A 20210-nucleotide genomic window follows, 5' to 3' on the forward strand; every position below is an offset into this window, starting at 1 on the left:
TTGGGGAAAACAGTCGATCAGAGGTCCAGTGCGGCAGGCCACTCTCCGGAGGCGACCAGGACGGCCGGGCCGGAGAGAAGGCTGGTCTCCTCGTCGAGGGTGACGGTCACGGTGCCGCCGAGCACGCGGACGGCCCAGGTTCCGGTGCTCTCCCCGGCGGCGTGCGCGGCGGCCACGGCGGTCGCGACCGCCCCGGTGCCGCAGGATCGGGTCTCCCCCGACCCGCGCTCGTGCACGCGCATGGAGACGGTACGGTCGTCAACCCGGTTGATCAGCTCGACGTTGACCCCGTCGGGGTAGACGTCGCGGTCGAAGCCGGGCTGCGCGGTGAGGTCGAGCCCGGCCACCGGGTCGTCGATGAGGCAGGCCAGGTGCGGGTTGCCCATGTTCACGTTCAGGCCGCCGTATTCGCGGCCGTTCACGGTCGTACGGCTCTCGCCGAGGACGCGGGGCCGGCCCATGTCCACGGTGACGTCGCCTTCGGCGGCCAGCCGTACCCGCCTGACACCGGCCCGGGTGGCGACGCCGAACTCGCCGGGCGCGGCCAGCCCGGACGCGACGAGGTAGCGGGCGAAGACCCGCACGCCGTTGCCGCACATCTCGGCCACGCTGCCGTCGGCGTTGCGGTAGTCCATGAACCACTCGGCCCGGCCCGCCTGGTCGGCCACCTCGGGGCAGAGCTTGGTGCGCACCACGCGCAGGACGCCGTCGCCGCCGATCCCCGCGCGCCGATGGCACAGCGCCGCGACGGCAGCGGGCGTCAGATCGAGCGCCGCGTCCGGATCCGGGATGATGACGAAGTCGTTCTGGGTGCCGTGTCCCTTGACGAACCGCATAACAGCGGATTTTAGTCGCCGCCGACCGCGCCGGACGCGGGCCCGCCTCCGGCTGACGTGGGACTACCGCCGGACCAGGGCGAGCGCCCGGTCCGTCAGGTCGGGGGCGTCGAAGGGCAGCCACACGACCCGGGGGTCGCGGCGGAACCACGACTCCTGGCGGCGGGCGAACCGGCGGGTGGCCCGGATCGTCTCGTCCCTGGCCTGTTCCTCGGTCCACTCCCCGTCGAGGAAGCGCAGCACCTGGGCGTAGCCGAGCGCCCGGCTGGCCGTACGCCCCTCCGCCAGGCCGTGCTCGGCGAGCCGCCGCACCTCCTCGACGAGGCCGGCGTTCCACATGCGGTCCACCCGCAGGGCGATCCGCTCGTCCAGGATCGGCCTCGGCACCTCGACACCGATCTGCACGCTGTCGTAGACCGAGTCGTACGACGGCATGGTGGCCGAGAAGGGCCGCCCGGACAGCTCGATCACCTCAAGCGCGCGGACGATCCGGCGGCCGTTGCTCGGCAGGATCTGGGCCGCCGCGACCGGGTCCTGCCGGGTGAGCCTCTCGTGGAGGGAGGCCGGTCCGATCTCGGCGAGCTCCTTCTCCAGTCGCTCGCGGATGACCGGGTCGGTCCCCGGGAACTCCAGGTCGTCGAGCGCGGCCCGGACGTAGAGCCCGGAGCCGCCGGCGAGAACCGCCGCCCGGTCCGCCGACCTGAGCCGGTCGATCAACGGCCGGACCAGCCCCTGGTACTCGGCGACGCTCGCGGTCCGGCTCACCGGCCAGATGTCCAGCAAATGGTGCGGCACACCCCTGCGTTCGGAGACGGTCAGTTTCGCCGTTCCGACGTCCATGCCTCGGTAAAGCTGCATGGAATCGGTGTTGATGACGTCACCGCCCAGCCGGAGCGCCAGATCGACGGCCAGGTCGGACTTTCCGGCCGCCGTGGCGCCCACAACGGCGATGACAGGTAGCAGTCCCACAACGATAAGTCTCTCAACTCCTGGGTAAGGGGGTGCCGTACGGCCCGGTCGCATCGAATCGGGGTGAATTTCACGATGTCGATCATCGACAAGGTCAAGGAGATACTCAGCAACACGGCCGAGAGGCTGCAGAGTATCCCGAAGCAGCGTCACGCCAAGATGCACGAGGACATGGAGCGCGACGTCAAAGACACCGCACGCGACACGTTCGAGGACACCAAGGGCAAGCTCGGCGAGGAGTCGGGCAGGAGAGAAGGCCCTGGCGATATCACCGGCGGAACCGGTGGAGGCGGACCTCGCTGAGGCCGGTCGCGCCGACGGGCGCGAAGGGGCCGCGTCGTCGCCCCCGAAAGGTCCCGGGTGCCGCTCCGCGAGGCCGGAGCGGCACCGGATCAGAGGTCCCAGTCGAGGGTGGGCTGCAGGTAGCCCTCAAGGGTGAGCAGCCAGCGCTTCGACTCCACACCCTCTCCGCCGCTGAAGCCGCCCAGGCCGTTGCCCGCGACGACGCGATGGCAGGGCACGATGATCGGGATGGGGTTGCTTCCCATGATCGATCCGATTCCGCGCGCGGGAACGCCGGTGCCGCTCCGGTCGGCCAGCTCGCCATATGTCACGACATGTCCGTACAGGACCGTGGTGAAGAGCGTGCCGAGCACCCGGCGCTGAATGCTGGACATCAGCCGCCAGTCGAGCGCCACGCCGAACTCGCGTAGCTCACCGGCGAAGTACGCCGCCAGCTCCTCCCGGACCGGCGCCGTGCGGTCCGGATCCTCGACGACGGCCATCCGCAGCCGCTCGCTGATCCGCGCCCGGACCTCGGGGCCATCGTGGAACTGCGTGGCGGCGACGCCGTCCTCCGTCACGGCGGCGAGGACGTCGCCGACTTTCGTCGGGACACTGCTGAAGGCGACTGTCTCCATACGTTCCATTCTTCCGGTCCGTTCCGCCGCTGCGGACACCGTCTCAGCCCGGTACAGCCGTGCTGAGGAGGATTCCCACCCATCGCGATAGTTTTCAGACGTGCTGCGCGAACTCGTCGTCCTTGGAACCGCAAGCGCCGTGCCGACCCGGCGGCGCAACCACAACGGCTACCTGCTGCGCTGGGACGGCGAGGGATTCCTGTTCGACCCGGGCGAGGGCACGCAGCGGCAGATGCTGCACGCCGGGGTGAGCGCGCATGACATCACCTGGATCTGCGTCACGCACTTCCACGGCGACCACTGCCTCGGGGTGCCCGGCGTCGTCCAGCGGATCGCCCGGGACCGCGTCGGCCACCAGGTCCAGGCGGCCTACCCCGCCGCGGGCCAGATGTACTGGGAGCGGTTGCGCCACGCCTCGGCCTTCGCCGACACCTCCGTCATCAAGACGCGGCCGGTGTCCGGCGAGGTCGCGCACCTGCCCGCGGGACCGGTGACCCTCACCGCGCGGCCGCTCTCGCACCCCGTCGCCTCGTACGGCTATCGCGTGGACGAGCCGGCCGGGCGACGGATGCTCCCCGCCGAGCTCGCCAGGCACGGCGTGACCGGCCCCATGGTCGGGGAGCTGCAGCGGAACGGCACGGTGACCGCCCCCGACGGCTCCACCGTCCATCTCGCCGACTGCAGCGTGCCGCGCCCCGGCCAGAGCGCGGCGTTCGTGATGGACACCCGCCTCTGTGACGGCGTGTACGCGCTGGCCGAGGGCGTCGATCTGCTCGTCATCGAGTCCACGTTCCTGTCCGCCGAGGCGGCCCTGGCCACCGAGTACGGCCATCTCACCGCGGCCCAGGCGGGGAAGGCGGCGGCCGAGTGCGGGGTGCGGCGGCTCGTCCTGGCCCACTTCTCGGAGCGGTATTCGGCGGACGACGAGCCGCGCTTCCTCGACGAGGCGGGTGAGGCGTTCGGCGGCGAGATCGTCCTCGCCCGCGACCTCATGCGGGTCCCGGTGCCGAAGCGGCAGAGCTGATCGATCGACGGCGCGGTCAGGCGGCGTCCGCGGCGGACCATCGGGCCACCAGGTAGCCGACGCCGTAGGGGGCGTCCTGATAGAGCAGCTCGCCGCGCAGCCCGCCCGCGGCGATCGACTCGTCGCGGGCGCCCGCCACGGCGGCGAGGGTCTGGAACACGGCTCGCCCGGCCACCCACAGATCCGCGGCCTCCGCCGGGTCGAGGACGGCGAGCCGGTCGACCCGGGCGTTCCCGAGCGCGTCCGCCAGCATCTCGTCGTACGGCGCCGCCGCCGGGTGCAGATATCCCGGGGACTTCTCCGTCAGCCGGGCCGAGCCGTCCCCCATGGCGAGGACCGCGACCCGGTCACCCGCCCGGGCGATCTTCGCGCCGAGCGCCGCGCACTCGTCGGGCGGCGCGCCGATGGCGACCGCCTCGAACCGCACGGCCGGAACCGGCCCGGGAAGCTCCGCGCGGTCGAGCAGCCAGCGGCCGACGGTGAGTGACAGGGGGAGGACGGGGGCGCCCCGGCCCACCCGGACGTCCACGCCCCACGGTCGCAAGGTGCCCGCGGCGTCACCGGGATACGAGGCGCTCCGGTCGGCGCCCCCGAGCACGACGATCACGTCGGGCCCGGATCGGACGAGGGACCGCAGCGCCTCCGTGCACGCCGTACGGAGCGGATCGAGCTCGGACGCGGCCGATCCGGCGAGCTCGGGGACGATCAATGGCGGATGCGGGCATACCGCGGCGGCGACGAGCACCGCCCCAGGCTATCCGTCGCGCCCTCGGCCGCCGACCGTCCCGCCGGACGGGCGCGGGTCAGTAACCGCCGGCGGGCTCTCCGGGCTCGACGACGCCGGCGCCTCCGGTGCGGTCCAGCCCGTCCGGGTCGTTCGTCCCGCCGGTGGACGGCTTGGCCGGCGACTTCCCGGTGGTGGACGACTTCGTCCCGTTCGGGATGGCACCCTTGCTGCCGTTCCCGCCGGAGCCGGAGCCACCGCCGGACGCGGAGGAGCCTCCCGTGGTCGAGCCGCCGCCCGCGCCCGCGTCATCGGGCGCGCCATCCTTACCCGCGTCGTCCTTACCCGCGTCACCCGGTGCGGCGTCGGCGTCCGGCGGGCTCGCGTCGTCCGCCCCGGCGTCGGCGGCCGGCGTGGGGCGGCTGTCCGCGGACTGGCCGCTCTCGGCCGGCCCGCCCGCTCCTCCCGAGCCCGCGACGGCGTACACCACGCCGCCGGTGGCCAGGATCGCGACGAGCGCGGCCCCGGCGACGACGCGTTTGTCCAGACCGCTCCTGCGGCGGGATCGCGAACGGCCCGCCGATCTCGGCGGGCTCGCGGGAGTGGGCCGGGTCGGCTCCTCCTCGTGGTGCGGCGGTCGATCGTGCGTGTCCAAGGTGACAACAACTCCCTGCGGCCGGTCGGGGGAAACCTCCAGGCCCCCGAAGGGTCCGGCCAGCCTAGCCAGCAGAAGCCACCTTTCGCACATTAACCACACAAATAACATCACTTCATCGGAAATGATCTCAAATCGCCCACAAGTGGAACGGGCCGGTAGAGCGAGCTCGCCGAATCGGCGCCACGCGCCCGGCCGGTGCACCACACTGGTCCCGCCCGCCGTGACGGAGCGGCGTCGGCCGATCACGAAAGAGTCATGTTTTGTCAGGCTTGAGCGATTTTGCGGACGTCCCGCGACGACAGCACCCATGGCGTACGGGCATCGCCCTGGCGGGAGCCGCCGGCGTCGTCGCCCTGGGCGGGCTGGGCGTGCTGCTCGGCACCGCCGGCGGTCCCGTGGAAGGCGACGACGGACATCGGCGTCATCCCTCGACCGGCGGGGCGGCCCTGGTGGCGCGGGACTCCGCGCGCGGCCCGGCGTCGCTCGGCCACGTTCGCGGCCGCGACCCCGCGCCCGGCGGGCCCGCACTCGGAGGCACACCGGGGGCCGCGGACAGCCCGGCCACCGGCCGGAGCCACGGCGGGCACACCGGTACACCGGCCAACCGGAACGGCGGCGACTCCGCGGCGGACGGCTCCCGAGCCGGGACCGCCGCCACCGGCCCGACCGGATCGGACCGCACGCGGGCGAGCGCCGCCGAAACAGACGGCGGGCAATCGGGCCACATCGGCACAGACGGCTTGGTCCTGGACCCCGGAGGGCTCGGCACGATCCGCCTCGGCCCCGGCGACCCGGGAACGACTCCGCGGTCCCTCACCCGGCTCACGCTGCCGCCGCTGTCGCGTCCCGTGACACGGATGTCGCCGATGCCGTTCCCTCCCCCGGTCCGGAGCGCCGCCGACGCGCGGCCGTCGCCCACGCCCGGAGAGCCGGCGACCCCGACACCGGCTCCCACGAAGACGGCGGGCGCCGGAGGTGCGTCGATCACCGGGAAGACCGGGACCACGCGACGGAGGCCCGCCACGCCGTCCGACCGCAGCCGGCCGCGTGGCCGGCTCTTCCCGGATCCCTGCGCGACCTTCCACGACTTCCGCCGGGACTTCTGCCACCGGTTCGTCGACAGCCTGATCGCGCCCCGCGCTTGAGCCCCGTACGGCGGCACGACGCGAAAAGGGACGGTCGGAAGCCGCCGCCCGGGCTGACGGCCATGCCGCTCACCGGCCCTTGGCCACGCCGGGCGCCCGCCTCAGGGGTGGGCGGAGCAGGCCGAGGAGGGAGCGGCCTCGGCCGGCGGCCGGCCGATGGTCGGCATGCCCAGGCTGACCGCGCTCCCGGCGCTCGGCGCGGCCTGCCGCGCCTCCCACGCGTCCCCCGCGCGCGTCCGCCGCACGGAGACGACCGTGTCGGCGACGAGGTGGTGCGGGGCGGCGTACGTCACCTCGGCGGTCACCATGTCGCCGGGACGGGCGTCCACGGCCGCGAGGTGCACCAGGCGGTTGTCGGCGGCGCGACCGGACAGGCGGTGGGTGGCGTCGTCCTTACGACCCTCACCCTCGGCGATCAGCACCTCGAGAGTGCGTCCGACCTGCTTCTTGTTCTCCTCCCAGGAGATCTCCTCCTGGAGGGCCACCAGGCGCTCGTAACGCTCCTGGACGACGGCCTTGGGCACCTGATCCTCCATGGTCGCCGCCGGGGTGCCGGGGCGGATGGAGTACTGGAAGGTGAAGGCGTTGGCGAAGCGGGACGCGCGGACCACGTCGAGGGTCTGCTGGAAGTCCTCCTCGGTCTCGCCGGGGAAGCCCACGATGATGTCGGTCGAGATGGCCGCGTCGGGCATGGCGGCCCTGACCCGGTCGACGATGCCGAGGTAGCGCTCCGCGCGGTACGAGCGGCGCATGGCCTTGAGCACCCGGTCGGAGCCCGACTGCAGCGGCATGTGCAACTGGTGCATGACGTTGGGCGTCTCGGCCATCGCGTGGATGACGTCGTCGGTGAACGCCGCCGGGTGGGGCGACGTGAAGCGGACCCGCTCCAGCCCCTCGACGTCGCCGCAGGCGCGCAGCAGCTTGCCGAACGCGAGCCGGTCGCCGAACTCGACGCCGTACGTGTTGACGTTCTGGCCGAGGAGGGTGATCTCCAGGACGCCCTGGTCGACCAGGGTGCGGATCTCGCTCAGGATGTCGCCGGGACGGCGGTCCTTCTCCTTGCCGCGCAGCGACGGCACGATGCAGAAGGTGCAGGTGTTGTTACACCCGACGGAGATGGCGACCCACGCGGCGTAGGCGGACTCGCGCCTGGTCGGCAGCGTCGAGGGGAAGGTCTCCAGCGAGTCCTTGATCTCGACCTGCGCCTCCTGGGCGATGCGGGCGCGTTCGAGCAGCACCGGAAGCGAGCCGATGTTGTGCGTGCCGAAGACGACGTCCACCCACGGGGCCTTGCGGACGATCTCGCCCTGGTCCTTCTGGGCGAGACAGCCGCCGACGGCGATCTGCATGCCCTCCCGGGCCATCTTGATCGGCCGTAGGTGCCCGAGGTTGCCGTAGAGCCGGTTGTCCGCGTTCTCCCGCACGGCGCAGGTGTTGAACACGATGACGTCCGCCGTCTCCCCCTCCGGGGCGCGGACGTATCCGGCGTCCTCCAGCAGCCCGGACAGCCGCTCGGAGTCGTGCACGTTCATCTGGCACCCATAGGTCCGTACCTCGTACGTGCGGGCGCCTGCTTCGGTGACAGTCATCTCAACCAACAAGGGTAGGCGCTCCGGCGACCCCGGAACGCCTCCGCGGGCCCATCCCGGATCGGGACAACGAAGATCCAAACCGAAGGGGCCGACAATGGCCGGAAACAGAGCCGCGTCCCCACATACCGGTCGTCCTCCCTCTTGCGACCGCTCGGGCGCTACGGGAAGATCTCTAAACGACTTTTTTGGCCAGAAGATGACATCCATTACGGATTGACTGCATTTTGGTCACATGTCTCCCTTGCATTGAGAAATAACGTTATGAGGAGGCTGTGGTGCAGCCCCAGGAGAATGTCGAGCAGTACGGATACCGGCAGGAATTACGCCGCCACATCGGGCTGACCGACCTGGTGTTCTACGGCCTGATCTTCATGGTGCCGATCGCGCCATTCGCGATTTTCGGCCAGGTGTACTCCATCTCCAAGGGCATGCCCGCCCTCACGTACGCGATCGGGATGATCGCGCTGCTGTTCACCGCGGCCTCCTACGCACAGATGGTCAAGGCGTTCCCGTTGTCGGGCTCGGTCTACAACTACGCCGGCCGCGGCATCGCGCCCCCTGTCGGTTTTATGACCGGATGGGCGATCCTGCTCGACTACATCATCGTCCCGAGCCTGCTTTACCTCGTCGCCTCGATGGCCATACACGCCTCCATTCCCGCGATCCCCGTCTGGGCGTGGCTGCTCTTCTTCGTGGTGGTCAACACGGTCATCAACCTGCGCGGCATCCGGATGACCATCTCGCTCACGAAGGCGCTGATCACGATCGAGCTGATCGTGCTCGGGCTGTTCCTCGCGGCCGGCATCTGGGCCCTGCTGCAGGGCAAGGGCCACGGGTTCAGCTTCGCGCCGTTGTTCAATCCGGACACCTTCTCCTGGCCCGTCGTGTTCGGCGCGGTCTCCGTGGCCGTCCTGTCCTTCCTCGGGTTCGACGGCATCAGCATGCTCGTCGAGGAGGCCAAGGGCGGCTCCGCCCAGGTCGGCAAGGCCATGCGGCTGGCGCTGATCCTGGCCGGCGCGCTCTTCATCGTCCAGGTGTGGGTCGCCGCGCTGCTGGTCCCCGACCCGGCCGGCCTGATCGCGCACGGCGACCCGGGCGACACCGCCTTCTACGACACGGCGGAGGTCGCCGGAGGGAGCTGGCTCGCCCACGTCACGTCCACCGCGACCGCCGTCTCCTGGGGCGTTGCCGACACGATGGTCGCGCAGGTGGCCGTCTCCCGGCTCCTCTACGCGATGGCGCGCGACCGGCAGCTCCCGTCCTTCCTGGCCAAGGTCTCGGTCAAGCGCTCCGTGCCGGCCAACGCCACCCTCTTCGTCGCGGCGCTGTCCATCGTCGTCGGGCTGTGGATGTCGACCCGCGACGACGGCGTCGGCCTGCTCAGCAGCCTGATCAACATGGGCGCGCTGATCGCCTTCATCGTGCTGCACATCTCCGTCATCACGCACTACGTGATCCGCCGCAAGTCGACCGACTACTGGAGACACCTGGTCGTCCCGCTCATCGGCATGGCGATCTTGATCTTCGTTGTCGTCAACGCCAATATTTTGGCGCAGAAGCTGGGTCTGATCTGGCTCGCCATCGGCGCCGTGGTCCTGCTCGTCCTGTACGCCATGGGACGCAGGCCGACCCCGTCCGGCCTCGCCGTAGCGGAGGAGCAGCACCAGTGAGCGGCGCCGTCGGCGGCCGGACACCCGGCCCGCCCACAGGCCCGCACCCCGCTCAGGACCGGCCGGGACGGCACCCTGCCGATCCGCCAGTCCGGACGCCCCCAGCAGAGGACCCCCCGACGTCATGAACCGGCCGCCGCTCCATCACGACCTGTACCTGATCGCCCACGACCAGACCGGCAAACCCCTGATCCACCTGTCCTCGCTGGGCGTCGGGCTGGCGGGCGCGGTACTGCTCGATCTGGCCCTGAGCGGGCACCTGGAGATCACCCAGGGACGGCTCGCCGTCTACGACCGCAGCCCGACCGGGGACATGATCGCCGACAGCCTGATCCCGGTGATCCTCAAGGACCGCGACAACCGGGACACCAAGTTCTGGCTCAAGAAGGTGGCCGAGGACGTCTACGACCGCGCCTGCGGTGGCCTGGTCGCCGCCGGCGTCCTCACCCGGGTGACCCGGAGGCGCATGGGCGTCATGTCGCAGACCCGGTACGAGCCGGCGGACGTCGCCCCCGTCGTACGGGCGCGGGCCGGGGTGCGCGGCGCGGTCGAGGCCGGCGAGCAGCCGGACGCACGGTGCGCCGCGCTGTGCGGCCTGGTCGGCGTACTGCGGCTGGAGTCGGCGCTCCACCTCGCTCAGCCGTCCGGGCCGCTCGTCAACCGCCTGCGCGCCATCGCCCGGGAGTACCCCCGCCCGGTCAACGAGGTCATCGGCGTCGTCGAGACCCTCATCAGCGAGAACGCCATCGCCATGTACCGGTGACCCCACCCCGCCGCACCAATCCCTCTCCAACTGGGACAAAGTCCCATCATTCTCGGCGGTGACGTCGCTAGCGTGAGCCAGGCGATCAGGGAGGTCACGGTGCGGCGTGCGGCATGGATCGTGTGCGCGGCCACGCTCCTGCTGGTCGTCGCCGCGCTCCTGCTCGGCGTGCGCAACGAGGCGGAGCCGCTCTCCCAGAGCCACCTGCTCTTCGTGGCCGCCTTCGGGGGCGTGGGCGGGCTGATCGGCGTACGGCGGCCCGGCAACGCGATCGGCCTCGTCATGGCGACCGGCGGCCTGTCCTTCGCCCTGCTCGACGCCTTCGGCCAGTATGCGATCTTCGCGCGTTCCGCCGGGGCGCCGCTGGCCGAGGCGGCGGCCTGGCCGCAGACCTGGCTGTGGATCCCGGCGAACGTCTCACTCGCCTCGGTCCCCCTCTTCTTTCCCGCCGGGCGGCTCCCCTCGCCGCGCTGGCGGCCGTTGCTGGGCGCGGTGGGCGTGATCTGCGTGGCGGCGATGGCGCTGAGCGCCGTACGGCCGGGACCCAACGACCAGGCGGGGCTCGGCACCGCGGTGGTCAACCCGCTCGGCGTGCCCGCTCTCGCGGATCTCTCCCGGATCGCCGACCCGGTGACGACGGTCCTCTCGGGCGTGCTGTTCGTCGTCGGCGCGGCGGACCTCGTCCGCCGGTCCCGGCACGGCGGGCGGCGAGAGCGCGACCAGGTCAAATGGCTGGCGTACGCGACCGGGCTGGCCGGTCTGATCATCGCCGCCCGCCTGGTCGCCGGGCTCACCGACGACGTGCCGGAGGTCGTCTGGCCGTCGACCGACACGTTCTGGGAACTCGCGGGGACGCTGGGCGGCGCCCTCCTGCCGGTCGCGGTCGGCGTGGCCGTGCTCCAGCATCGGCTGCTCGACATCGACTTCGTCATCAACCGGACGTTCGTCTACCTCCTGCTCTCCGGATGCGTCGTCGGCGGATACGTCGCGACGGTCGGCTACCTCGGCGCGATCTTCGACTCCGAGGGCGCGCTGCCGGTCTCGATCGTGGCCGCCGGGGTGGTGGCGCTGGTCTTCGCCCCGCTGCGCGACCGCGTCCAACGCTGGATCAACCTGCTCATGTACGGCAGGCGTGACGATCCGTACGCCGCCCTGGCGCTGCTGGGCCGGCGGCTGGAGGAGACGGCGGAGCCCTCCGCCGTGCTGGCGGCGGTGGCCCGATCCGTGGCCGAGGCGCTGCGGCTGCCGCACGTCGCGGTCGAGGCGGCCGGCGGCCCCTCCCACGCGCACGGCGTGCCCGCCCCCGATCCCGTACGACTGCCGCTGGTCTACCACAACGAGCCCGTCGGGGAGCTCGTCCTGTCCCCGCGGCCGGGCGAGAGCGGGTTCGGGCCGAAGGACCGGCGCGTCCTCGCCGACCTGGCCAGGCAGACGGGCGTCGCCGTCCACTCCGTACGGCTGTCCGCCGACCTCCGGAGGTCGCGCGAGCGCCTGGTCGTCGCCCGGGAGGAAGAGCGCCGCCGGCTCCGCAGGGACCTGCACGACGGCCTCGGTCCCACGCTCGCGGCGCTCACCATGCGGGCGGAGGCCCTACAGGACATGGTCGAGGACGAGACGGCGAAGGCCATGCTGGAAGAGATCATGACCGACGCCCAGGCGGCCATGAACGACGTGCGCGCGTTGGTGGAGGGGCTGCGCCCGCCCGCCCTGGACACCCTCGGCCTGCTCGGCGCGATCCGCTCGCACGTCGCGGACCTCCCGAGGAGCGCGCGGGCGCGGCTGGACGTGCGGGTGGAGTGCGCGGGAGAGCTGCCCGCGCTGCCCGCGGCGGTGGAGGTCGCCGCGTACCGGATCGCGGTGGAGGCGCTGGCCAACGTGCGCGGGCACTCCGGGGCCACCCGCGCCCTGGTCCGCCTGTCCGCGGCCGGCGGACGCCTGCACCTGGAGGTCACCGACGACGGACCCGACCCGGCGGGCCCTGATGCCGACCCGGCTTCGAGGGGAGTGGGCGCGGGCGTGGGGACGGCGTCGATGCGCGAGCGGGCGGCCGAGCTCGGCGGGTCGTGCCTGGTCGAGCCGCGGGCGGAGGGCGGCACCCGGGTGCTCGCCGAACTGCCTCTCGGCGCCGATCGAGAGACTCCCCCGGAGAGCCGGGAGACGACGGAAGGAGAGCCGGAACCCGATGAACCCGATCCGCGTGCTGCTCGTTGACGACCACGCCGCATTCCGTGCCGGGCTGCGCGCGCTGCTCCGGTCCACCGAGGGCGTGGAGGTGGCGGACGAGGCGGCCAGCGGCGAGCAGGCGCTGGCCATCGTCACGAGGGTGCAACCCGACGTCGTCCTGATGGACCTGGCGATGCCCGGCATGGGCGGCGTCGCGGCCACCGAGCGGATCGTGCAGGACCACCCCCACGTCAGGGTCCTCGTCCTCAGCATGTCGGACGACGACGACTCGGTGCTCGCCGCCGTACGCGCCGGGGCGAGGGGCTATGTGCTGAAGGGGGCGCGGCGGGCCGAGCTGGTCCGCTCGATCCAGGCGGTGGCCGAGGGCGAGGCCATCTTCGGCGCCGCCCTGGCCGTACGGCTGACGGACTACTTCTCCCGGGGGTCCGGCGAGAAGGAGGTCTTCCCCGAGCTGACCCGGCGGGAACGGGAGATCCTGGAGCTGCTCGCCTCCCACCTGACCAACCCGCAGATCGCCGCGCGGCTCGGCCTGAGCCAGAAGACGGTGCGCAACCACGTGTCGAGCATCCTGGCGAAGCTGCGGGCGGCCGACCGGGCCGAGGCGATCATCCGCGCCAGGGAGTCCGGTCTCGGCGGTTGAGGACCGGGATCAGGCGGCCGTCCAGCTCGCCACGGGCATGCGCAGCACGCGCACCCCGACCCAGCCGAACGCGGCGAGCTGGAACAGCGCTCCGATCGACTGGACGGCCGGCGTCTGGCCCATGGTCAGGAACGGTCCCATGATCCCCATGAGCGTCGCCGGGGGCAGCCACCACGGCCCGGCCTTGGCGAGGGCCAGGCCCGCCATGAGCGTGAGCACGCCGACGTGGGCGAGAAACCCCGGAAGCAGCATGCCGTACACGAAGCCGCCGAGCGCGCCGGCGGCCTCGGTCACCCGTACGGCCTGGTCGGCCGGCACGGTCTGGGCCAGCGCGAGGTCGTAGAAATCGGTGGTGAAGAGGGCGACCGCGCTCGCGGCTCCGGTCAGCCCGATCGCGGCGCCCACGTTGCCGGTGCGCGGCATGCGTCCGCGCAGCAGGTGCGCGAGCCCGAGTATCGCGGGGATCAGGGCCATGGCGGCCCACTGGAACAGCAGCGCGCTCGTCTGGACCTGCACCGGCCGGCTCGCGAAGACCGCCGGGGTGTGGTCCGTGCCCGGCGGCGAGGTGAGGAAGGCCAGGAACTCCATCACCGGCCAGGCCAGCATGGCGATCCCCGCGACATTCCTTCTGAACAGATCGGAATCTTTCAGCATCGATGACTCACCGCTTCTCCCCGGGCCGCTCTCGACCGCTCTGGACGTATCACTACGAATCCAGCCAAGCGGCCCGCCGTCCCAGGACGGATGTGCCACCGTCCCGGGGAATGCGGGAGAAATGGCCTGATGCGAGCACGTAGGCAGCCTGTGATCTGATCGGTACCGTGCCCTAGTGACACGGCGACGTCGACGCCCCTACGTTGTTGACCATGACCGAGCCTGGTGACCCCCGCACGCTTGTCAGCCTGAGAGGCGTCAACAAGAGCTTCGGCACACTTCATGTGCTCAAAGACATCGACCTGAACGTCGCGCGCGGCGAGGTCGTCGTGGTCATCGGGCCGTCCGGCGGCGGCAAGTCCACCCTGTGCCGTCTGGTGAACCGCCTGGAGACCATCGACTCGGGCACGATCACCTTCGACGGCCAGGAGCTTCCCGCAGAGGGGAAGGCGTTGGCCCGGTTCCGTTCCGACGTCGGGATGGTGTTCCAATCCTTCAACCTCTTCTCGCACAAGACGATCCTGGAGAACGTCACCCTCGGGCCGATAAAGGTCCGCAAGGTCTCCAAGGAGGCGGCCGAGAAGCGCGGCATGGAGCTGCTTGAGCGGGTCGGCATCGCCTCGCAGGCCGCGAAATATCCGGCCCAGCTCTCCGGAGGCCAGCAGCAGCGCACCGCCATCGCCCGTGCGCTGGCCATGGACCCCAAGATGATCCTCTTTGACGAGCCCACCTCCGCACTGGACCCCGAGATGGTGCAGGAGGTGCTCGACGTCATGACCGGCCTGGCCCGTGACGGCATGACCATGATGGTCGTCACCCACGAGATGGGCTTCGCCCGCCGGGCCGCCAACCGCGTCGTCTTCATGGCGGGCGGCGAGGTCGTCGAAGAGGGCGCGCCCGACGAGTTCTTCGACAGTCCGCGCTCCGACCGGGCCAGGGACTTCCTTTCCAAGATCCTCACGCACTGATCAGGCGATCCTCCCCGAGCCGCGACCCGGCTCAGCGCACGGAAGAAGAAGGTGGCAGATATGCGAGCACGTCGAATCTGGGCGGCTCTCGCCGTCGCCGCCACAGCCGCGAGCCTGTCGGCCTGCGGCGGGGGCGACGAGAGCTACTCCAGCGTCGCCGAGAAGCTGGAGAAATCACAGAAGGTGGTCCTCGGCACCAAGTGGGACCAGCCCGGCCTGGGCCTGAAGAAGGGCTCCGAGCCCGAGGGCTTCGACGTCGACGTCGCCAAGTACGTCGTCAAGGAGCTCGCCGGCGGCAAGGACGTGGACATCACGTGGAAGGAGTCCGCGTCGTCCAACCGCGAGGCGTTCCTCGCCAACGGCACCGTGGACATCATCTTCGCGTCCTACTCCATCACCGACAGCCGCAAGGAGAAGGTGACCTTCGGCGGGCCGTACATCGTGGCCCACCAGGACGTCATGGTCCGAAGTGACGACAGCGCGATCACCAAGCCGACCGACCTGAAGGGCAAGCGGATCTGCCAGGCGGCGGGCTCCAACTCCTACAAGCGGATCACCGACCCGCCGCCGGACGGCGAGCTCAACCTCGACGCCCAGCTCGTCGGCGCGGCGACCTACTCCGAGTGCGTGAGCAAGCTCGGGGGCAACAACCTCGACGCCGTCACGACCGACGACCTGATCCTCGCCGGGTTCGCCGGCCAGGCCCCGGGCAAGTTCAAGATCCTCGGCCAGCCGTTCACCGACGAGAAGTACGGCGTCGGCCTGAAGAAGGGCGACACGAAGACCTGCGAGGCCGTCAACGCCGCCATCACCAAGATGTACCAGGACGGCACCGCGGAGCAGCTCTTCACCAAGTGGTTCGGCCAGGCACAGGGGCTCAAGGCCCCCACCGCTGCTCCGACGTTCGAGCCCTGCGCCTGACCGTGTCCTGAGGACACCTGACACGGCCGCCGCCGAGCCGGTTCCCCGGCCGGCGGCGGCCTCCATCACCGGTGGAGCACGATGGACGATCTGATCAAATACGCGCCGGACCTGCTGGCCGGCTTTCTGGAGAACGTCAAGCTCTCCCTGATCTGCGGGGCCCTGGCGCTGGTCCTCGGCACGGTCCTGGTGGCGGCGCGGGTCGCGCCGACCCCGGTTCTGCGTGCCGCCGGAACGCTGTACGTCAACGTCGTGCGCAACACGCCGCTGACGCTGGTGCTGGCCTTCTCCTCGCTCGGCCTCAGCGACACCATCGGGCTGACCTTCTCCGAAACCCCGAGCACCAACAGCTTCTGGCTGGTGGTCTTCGGACTGTCCGCGTACACCGCGACCTTCGTCTGCGAGGCGCTGCGCGCGGGCATCAACACGGTGCCGCTCGGGCAGGCCGAGGCGGCGCGCGCCATCGGGCTGACGTTCCTGCAGTCCCTGCGGCTGATCATCCTGCCGCAGGCGTTCCGGACGGTCGTCGCGCCGCTGGGCAGCGTGATGATCGCGATGATCAAGAACACCACCGTGGCGATCGCCGGAGGCTACCTGATGGAATCGGCCTTCCGCATGAGGGACACCTTCGACGACACGGGCGTGTCGATCCCCATCTTCCTCGGGCTGGTCGTCGCCTTCATGGCCGTCACCCTGCCGGTCGGGTTCGTCACCAGCCGCCTGGCGTCGAAGCTGGCGGTGGTCCGATGAGCACGAACATCCTCTTCGACGCGCCAGGCCCGCGCGGACGGTTGCGCAACAACATCCTGACCCTGCTGTCCGTGGTCGTCCTGGCCGCCGCCGCGTACTACGTCTACGCCAGGTTCGACGCCAAGGGGCAGTGGGAGGGCGAGATCTGGAAGCCCTTCCTCGACGTCTCCACCTGGACCGAGTACATCATCCCCGGACTGCTCGGCACGCTGAAGGCGGCCGGTATCAGCGCGGTCTGCGCGCTCATCTTCGGCGCGATCTTCGGCCTGGCCCGGCTCTCCGACCACCGGTGGGTCCGGGGCGTCGCGGGCGCGGTCGTCGAGACGTTCCGCGCGATCCCGCTGCTGTTGCTGATCTTCTTCCTGTTCTTCCTCGCGCCGAGCGTGTTCGGCGGCGGCGACTACACACTGATCGCGCTGGTGGCCGGGCTCACGCTGTACAACGGGTCCGTGCTGGCCGAGATCGTCCGGGCCGGGGTCCGCGCCGTGCCGGCCGGACAGGCCGAGGCCGCGCAGGCGATCGGGTTGCGCAAGAGTCAGATGATGCGGCTGGTCCTGCTCCCCCAGGCGGTCACCGCCATGATGCCGGCCATCGTGAGCCAGCTCGTCGTGCTGCTCAAGGACACGGCGCTCGGCTACATCATCGCGTACGTGGACCTGCTGAACATGGGCTTCAAGCTCATCCCGGCGGTGTACTTCGGGTCGCTCATCCCGGCCGCGATCGTCATCGGCGTCATCTACATCGCGCTCAACATGTCGCTCAGCGCGCTCGCGAACTGGCTGGAGCGGCGCACGAGGCGCAGCAACCGTACGGCCGCGCAGCCGATCATCCCGCCCGTAGACACCGGAGCCGGCATTCCCGCCTGATCGTCGCCGGTCGGGCGATCCGCGCGGGAAGCTCGGCGGTCGCGATCGAGCGGCCGTGTGGCATACGCCGTGGAACAGCGGGCCGGATTCTTTCCGGTTCCTTGTCGTGTCGCTGCTTGGCTTCGCGCCGGACCCGCCCGGATCCTTGGGCTCGTGCGGCGTGTCGCGGCCCTGTTCCTGGGCCTTTCGGTGGCGGTCGCCTCCCTCACCGCGTGCGGCAGGGGCGGCGTCCTCGTCGTCGGCGTGCGCGTCGGATACCCCGGGCTGGTCGTCCGGCTCCCTGACGGCGGCTACACCGGCTTCGACATCGCGGTCGCCCAGTACGTGGCCCGCGAACTCGGCTACAGCGACCGGCAGACCGTCTACACCGGCGACCTGGACCAGGCCGACATCGTCGTCGGCGCGACCGACACCCCCGACGCCGCCGGGCCGTACCTCGTGACCGGCTCCGACCTCCTCGTACGCGCGCGGGACCTGACCATCTCCGGCCCGAAGGACCTGCGGGACAGGCGCGTGTGCGGCACCCACGCGGACGCGGCTCCGCTGGTCCGCAAGCTGGGGGCGGCGTGGAAGACCGCGTTCCTCGCCGTGGCGAACGTGCCCGCCGCGTGCGCTCCGCTGCTGGCGAAGGGAACGGTCGACGCCATCGTGGCCGACGCGCCGGTCCTGGTGGGGCTCGACGCGCAGTACCCCGGCAGGTTCCGGCTCTGCGGCCGCTCGCTCGCCGTCCACCGGTACGGCATCCGCGCCGACGCGGAGGAGACGCGGGAGGAGATCGACGCCGCCCTGCGGCGGATGTTCGACGACGGCGCCTGGCAGCGGGCGGTGATCGGCCATCTCGGCGTGCTCGCCGCCCGTTACACCACCCCTCCCGCTCTCGACCCGCGATAGCGCTCGCCGTTCCCGGACATGGTGCTGCCTGTGCTCCTGTGTCTGGAGGGGGTGAGCGGACACGGCGCCCTTCCTTCCGCCAGGATGGGAGGCATGTCCCCCGAGCCCATGCCGCACGGCGCCTGGCCATCGCCGATCTCGACCACCGACGTCGCCCGGTCGGGGCTGTCACTCGGCTTCCCCACCGTGCTGGGCGACCAGCTGTGGTGGGAGGAGGACCGGCCGGCGGAGGGCGGGCGGCGCACGATCGTCCACCGTGACGCCGAAGGGATCCTGCACGAACTGCTCCCCGCCCCCTGGGACGCGCGCACCCGCGTCCACGAGTACGGCGGGCGTTCCTACGCCGTCGCGCCGGGGCGGGGCATCGTCTTCGCCGACCACGCCGACCAGCGGCTCTATCTCGCCGCCGCCGAGACCGATCCGTGGCCGCTCACGCCGGAGCCCGACCGTCCCGGCGGGCTGCGCTACGCCGACCTGCTCGTCCACGAGAGCCCCGACGGCCCCGAGCTGTGGTGCGTACGCGAACGCCACCTCGACGACGGGGCGGTCAGCCGCTCCATCGTCTCCATGTCCCTGGCGGCGGCGCACGAGGGCCGGACGGACGGGATCGTCGAGCGGGTGAGCGGAAGCGACTTCTACGCCTTCCCCACGCTCTCCCCCGACGGGCAGCACCTCGCCTACATCTGCTGGGACCACCCGGCCATGCCGTGGACCGGCACCGAGCTGCGGGTGACCCGGATCTCCGACGGGCACACCGTGGCGATCGCGGGCGGCACCGACGAGTCCGTGCTCGCCCCGTGCTGGCGCGACGACCGCACCCTCTACTTCGTCTCGGACCGTTCGGGCTGGTGGAACCTCTGCCAGTCCGACCTCCTCGGCGGCGCGCGCCGGGCGCTCCACCCGGCCGAGGAGGAGTTCGCCGGGCCGCTCTGGCAGCTCGGCGGCCGGCCGTACCAGCCGTTGGGCGACGGCCGGATCGCGGTGCTGCACGGGCGCGGCGACCTGCGACTCGGCATCCTCGACCCGGCCACGGGGACGCTCTCCGACGTCGAGGTCCCCTACACCGGCTGGCTCCCCGCGCTGGCCTGCAACGGGCGCACCGTCGCCGGCATCGCGTACGGCCCACGCCTGCCCAGGGCGGTCGTCCGGATCGCCGCCGGCAGCGGCCGGCTCGAACTGCTGTGCGGCGACATCGCCGAACTGCCCGACGCCGCCTACCTCCCGACGCCGCGCGCCGTCGAGATCAAGAGCGGCGACGGCCGCTCCGTCCACGCGTTCCTGTACCCGCCCTCCGGTCCCGGCGCGGCCGAGTCGACCGCCGCGCCGTACGTCGTGTTCGTGCACGGCGGTCCGACCGGGCACGCGACGACCGAGCTCAGCCTGGAGAAGGCGTTCTTCACCAGCCGCGGCATCGGCGTGCTCGACCTCAACTACGGCGGTTCGACCGGGTACGGCCGCGCCTACCGGGAGCGGCTGCGCGGGCAGTGGGGGATCATCGACGTCGAGGACGCCGTCGCGGCGGCGCGGTGGCTCGCGGCGGCGAACCTGGCCGACCCGGCGCGCATCGCGATCAGGGGCGGCAGCGCGGGCGGCTGGACCGTGATGGCGGCCTGCTGCGCCTCCGACGTCTTCGCCGGGGGCGTGTCGATCGCCGGGGTCAGCGCCCTCGCCCCGCTCGTCGCCGTCACGCACGACTTCGAGTCCCGCTACATCGACTGGCTGGTCGGCCCCGAGGCGCTGTACGGCTCCCGCGAGCCGCTGGCCAGGGCGGGCGAGATCGACTGCCCGATGCTGCTGATGCAGGGGCTGGCCGACCCGGTGGTGCCGCCCGCCCAGTCGGAGGCGTTCGCCGACACGATGTCGGCGCGCGGCGTGCCCTGCACCTATCTCACCTTCGAAGGCGAGTCCCACGGTTTCCGCCGCCAGGAGACCAAGGCCACCGCCCTGGCCGCGGAGCTCTCCTTCTATCTGCAGATCTTCACCGCGATGGCCTGATGACGTTCATGATCCCGTGGGGGGACGGCCGGCCGTCGCC

20 protein-coding genes are annotated in these 20210 nt (G+C 71.5%); 13 read left to right on the forward strand and 7 right to left on the reverse strand.

Annotated features, from left to right (window positions below; genetic code table 11):
• Nucleotides 1-17: 17 nt before the first annotated feature.
• Nucleotides 18-836, reverse strand: a complete 819-nt coding sequence (gene dapF, locus ACQP1V_RS35015; protein WP_433414676.1) for a diaminopimelate epimerase — start codon at nt 834-836, stop codon at nt 18-20.
• 63 nt (nt 837-899) lie between these two features.
• Entirely contained in the window at nt 900-1799 is a 900-nt protein-coding gene (gene miaA / locus ACQP1V_RS35020; RefSeq protein ID WP_433426062.1) for a tRNA (adenosine(37)-N6)-dimethylallyltransferase MiaA, read from the reverse strand.
• Nucleotides 1800-1880: 81 nt separating this feature from the next.
• Between miaA and ACQP1V_RS35025 the strand changes: the two genes are divergently transcribed.
• The gene (locus ACQP1V_RS35025) at nt 1881-2108 is read left to right on the forward strand and encodes a hypothetical protein (RefSeq protein WP_433414678.1); all 228 of its coding nucleotides are present in this window, start codon (nt 1881-1883) and stop codon (nt 2106-2108) included.
• 89 nt (nt 2109-2197) lie between these two features.
• Here the strand turns inward: ACQP1V_RS35025 and ACQP1V_RS35030 are convergent, their stop codons facing one another.
• Nucleotides 2198-2725, reverse strand: a complete 528-nt coding sequence (locus ACQP1V_RS35030) for a methylated-DNA--[protein]-cysteine S-methyltransferase (protein WP_433414680.1) — start codon at nt 2723-2725, stop codon at nt 2198-2200.
• A gap of 100 nt (nt 2726-2825) precedes the next feature.
• On the opposite strand from ACQP1V_RS35030, the gene ACQP1V_RS35035 reads away from it, so the two are divergent.
• The gene (locus tag ACQP1V_RS35035) at nt 2826-3749 is read left to right on the forward strand and encodes a ribonuclease Z (RefSeq protein ID WP_433414681.1); all 924 of its coding nucleotides are present in this window, start codon (nt 2826-2828) and stop codon (nt 3747-3749) included.
• A 16-nt stretch (nt 3750-3765) separates the two neighbouring features.
• On the opposite strand, the gene ACQP1V_RS35040 is transcribed toward ACQP1V_RS35035, so the two are convergent.
• Together ACQP1V_RS35040 and ACQP1V_RS35045 are read right to left on the reverse strand one after the other, a co-directional pair.
• On the reverse strand, nt 3766-4494 hold the full coding sequence (locus ACQP1V_RS35040; protein WP_433414683.1) for a class III extradiol dioxygenase subunit B-like domain-containing protein: 729 nt from the start codon (nt 4492-4494) through the stop codon (nt 3766-3768).
• 58 nt (nt 4495-4552) lie between these two features.
• A complete protein-coding gene (locus ACQP1V_RS35045; protein ID WP_433414685.1) occupies nt 4553-5128 on the reverse strand; it encodes a hypothetical protein in 576 nt (191 codons plus the stop codon).
• Nucleotides 5129-5400: 272 nt separating this feature from the next.
• Between ACQP1V_RS35045 and ACQP1V_RS35050 the strand changes: the two genes are divergently transcribed.
• Nucleotides 5401-6276: a hypothetical protein gene (locus ACQP1V_RS35050; protein ID WP_433414687.1), complete on the forward strand. Its 876-nt coding sequence runs from the start codon at nt 5401-5403 to the stop codon at nt 6274-6276.
• Nucleotides 6277-6377: 101 nt separating this feature from the next.
• Here the strand turns inward: ACQP1V_RS35050 and miaB are convergent, their stop codons facing one another.
• Entirely contained in the window at nt 6378-7865 is a 1488-nt protein-coding gene (gene miaB, locus ACQP1V_RS35055) for a tRNA (N6-isopentenyl adenosine(37)-C2)-methylthiotransferase MiaB (protein ID WP_433414689.1), read from the reverse strand.
• 278 nt (nt 7866-8143) lie between these two features.
• Between miaB and ACQP1V_RS35060 the strand changes: the two genes are divergently transcribed.
• From ACQP1V_RS35060 to ACQP1V_RS35075, 4 genes are all read left to right on the forward strand, one after another.
• Entirely contained in the window at nt 8144-9538 is a 1395-nt protein-coding gene (locus ACQP1V_RS35060) for an APC family permease (RefSeq protein ID WP_433414691.1), read from the forward strand.
• A gap of 124 nt (nt 9539-9662) precedes the next feature.
• The gene (locus ACQP1V_RS35065) at nt 9663-10301 is read left to right on the forward strand and encodes a GOLPH3/VPS74 family protein (protein ID WP_433414693.1); all 639 of its coding nucleotides are present in this window, start codon (nt 9663-9665) and stop codon (nt 10299-10301) included.
• Between the two features lie 72 nt (nt 10302-10373).
• Nucleotides 10374-12512 carry a sensor histidine kinase gene (locus ACQP1V_RS35070; protein WP_433414694.1) on the forward strand — a complete coding sequence of 713 codons (2139 nt, stop codon included), beginning with the start codon at nt 10374-10376 and terminating at the stop codon, nt 12510-12512.
• Complete coding sequence (locus ACQP1V_RS35075; RefSeq protein WP_433414696.1) at nt 12484-13125, forward strand: response regulator; 642 nt, start codon at nt 12484-12486, stop codon at nt 13123-13125. The genes ACQP1V_RS35070 and ACQP1V_RS35075 overlap by 29 nt, the downstream gene beginning before the upstream one ends.
• 9 nt (nt 13126-13134) lie before the next feature.
• Here the strand turns inward: ACQP1V_RS35075 and ACQP1V_RS35080 are convergent, their stop codons facing one another.
• Entirely contained in the window at nt 13135-13779 is a 645-nt protein-coding gene (locus ACQP1V_RS35080; protein WP_433414698.1) for a hypothetical protein, read from the reverse strand.
• A gap of 212 nt (nt 13780-13991) precedes the next feature.
• Here ACQP1V_RS35080 and ACQP1V_RS35085 point away from each other — a divergent pair, with 212 nt between their 5' ends.
• The 6 genes from ACQP1V_RS35085 to ACQP1V_RS35110 all read left to right on the forward strand — a co-directional run bounded on the left by ACQP1V_RS35085 (nt 13992) and on the right by ACQP1V_RS35110 (nt 20170).
• Nucleotides 13992-14747: an amino acid ABC transporter ATP-binding protein gene (locus tag ACQP1V_RS35085; RefSeq protein WP_387413628.1), complete on the forward strand. Its 756-nt coding sequence runs from the start codon at nt 13992-13994 to the stop codon at nt 14745-14747.
• A gap of 60 nt (nt 14748-14807) precedes the next feature.
• Entirely contained in the window at nt 14808-15668 is an 861-nt protein-coding gene (locus ACQP1V_RS35090; RefSeq protein WP_067132705.1) for a glutamate ABC transporter substrate-binding protein, read from the forward strand.
• A gap of 81 nt (nt 15669-15749) precedes the next feature.
• Entirely contained in the window at nt 15750-16418 is a 669-nt protein-coding gene (locus ACQP1V_RS35095; RefSeq protein ID WP_387413626.1) for an amino acid ABC transporter permease, read from the forward strand.
• On the forward strand, nt 16415-17284 hold the full coding sequence (locus tag ACQP1V_RS35100; RefSeq protein ID WP_433414701.1) for an amino acid ABC transporter permease: 870 nt from the start codon (nt 16415-16417) through the stop codon (nt 17282-17284). Before ACQP1V_RS35095 ends, ACQP1V_RS35100 begins: the two co-directional genes overlap by 4 nt.
• 153 nt (nt 17285-17437) lie before the next feature.
• Nucleotides 17438-18175 carry a glutamate-binding protein gene (locus tag ACQP1V_RS35105; protein WP_433414703.1) on the forward strand — a complete coding sequence of 246 codons (738 nt, stop codon included), beginning with the start codon at nt 17438-17440 and terminating at the stop codon, nt 18173-18175.
• A gap of 93 nt (nt 18176-18268) precedes the next feature.
• A complete protein-coding gene (locus tag ACQP1V_RS35110; RefSeq protein ID WP_433414705.1) occupies nt 18269-20170 on the forward strand; it encodes a S9 family peptidase in 1902 nt (633 codons plus the stop codon).
• Nucleotides 20171-20210: the final 40 nt, after the last annotated feature.

It is taken from the genome of Microtetraspora malaysiensis (assembly GCF_050947145.1).
GTDB classification, from domain to species: Bacteria; Actinomycetota; Actinomycetes; order Streptosporangiales; family Streptosporangiaceae; genus Microtetraspora_A; species Microtetraspora_A malaysiensis.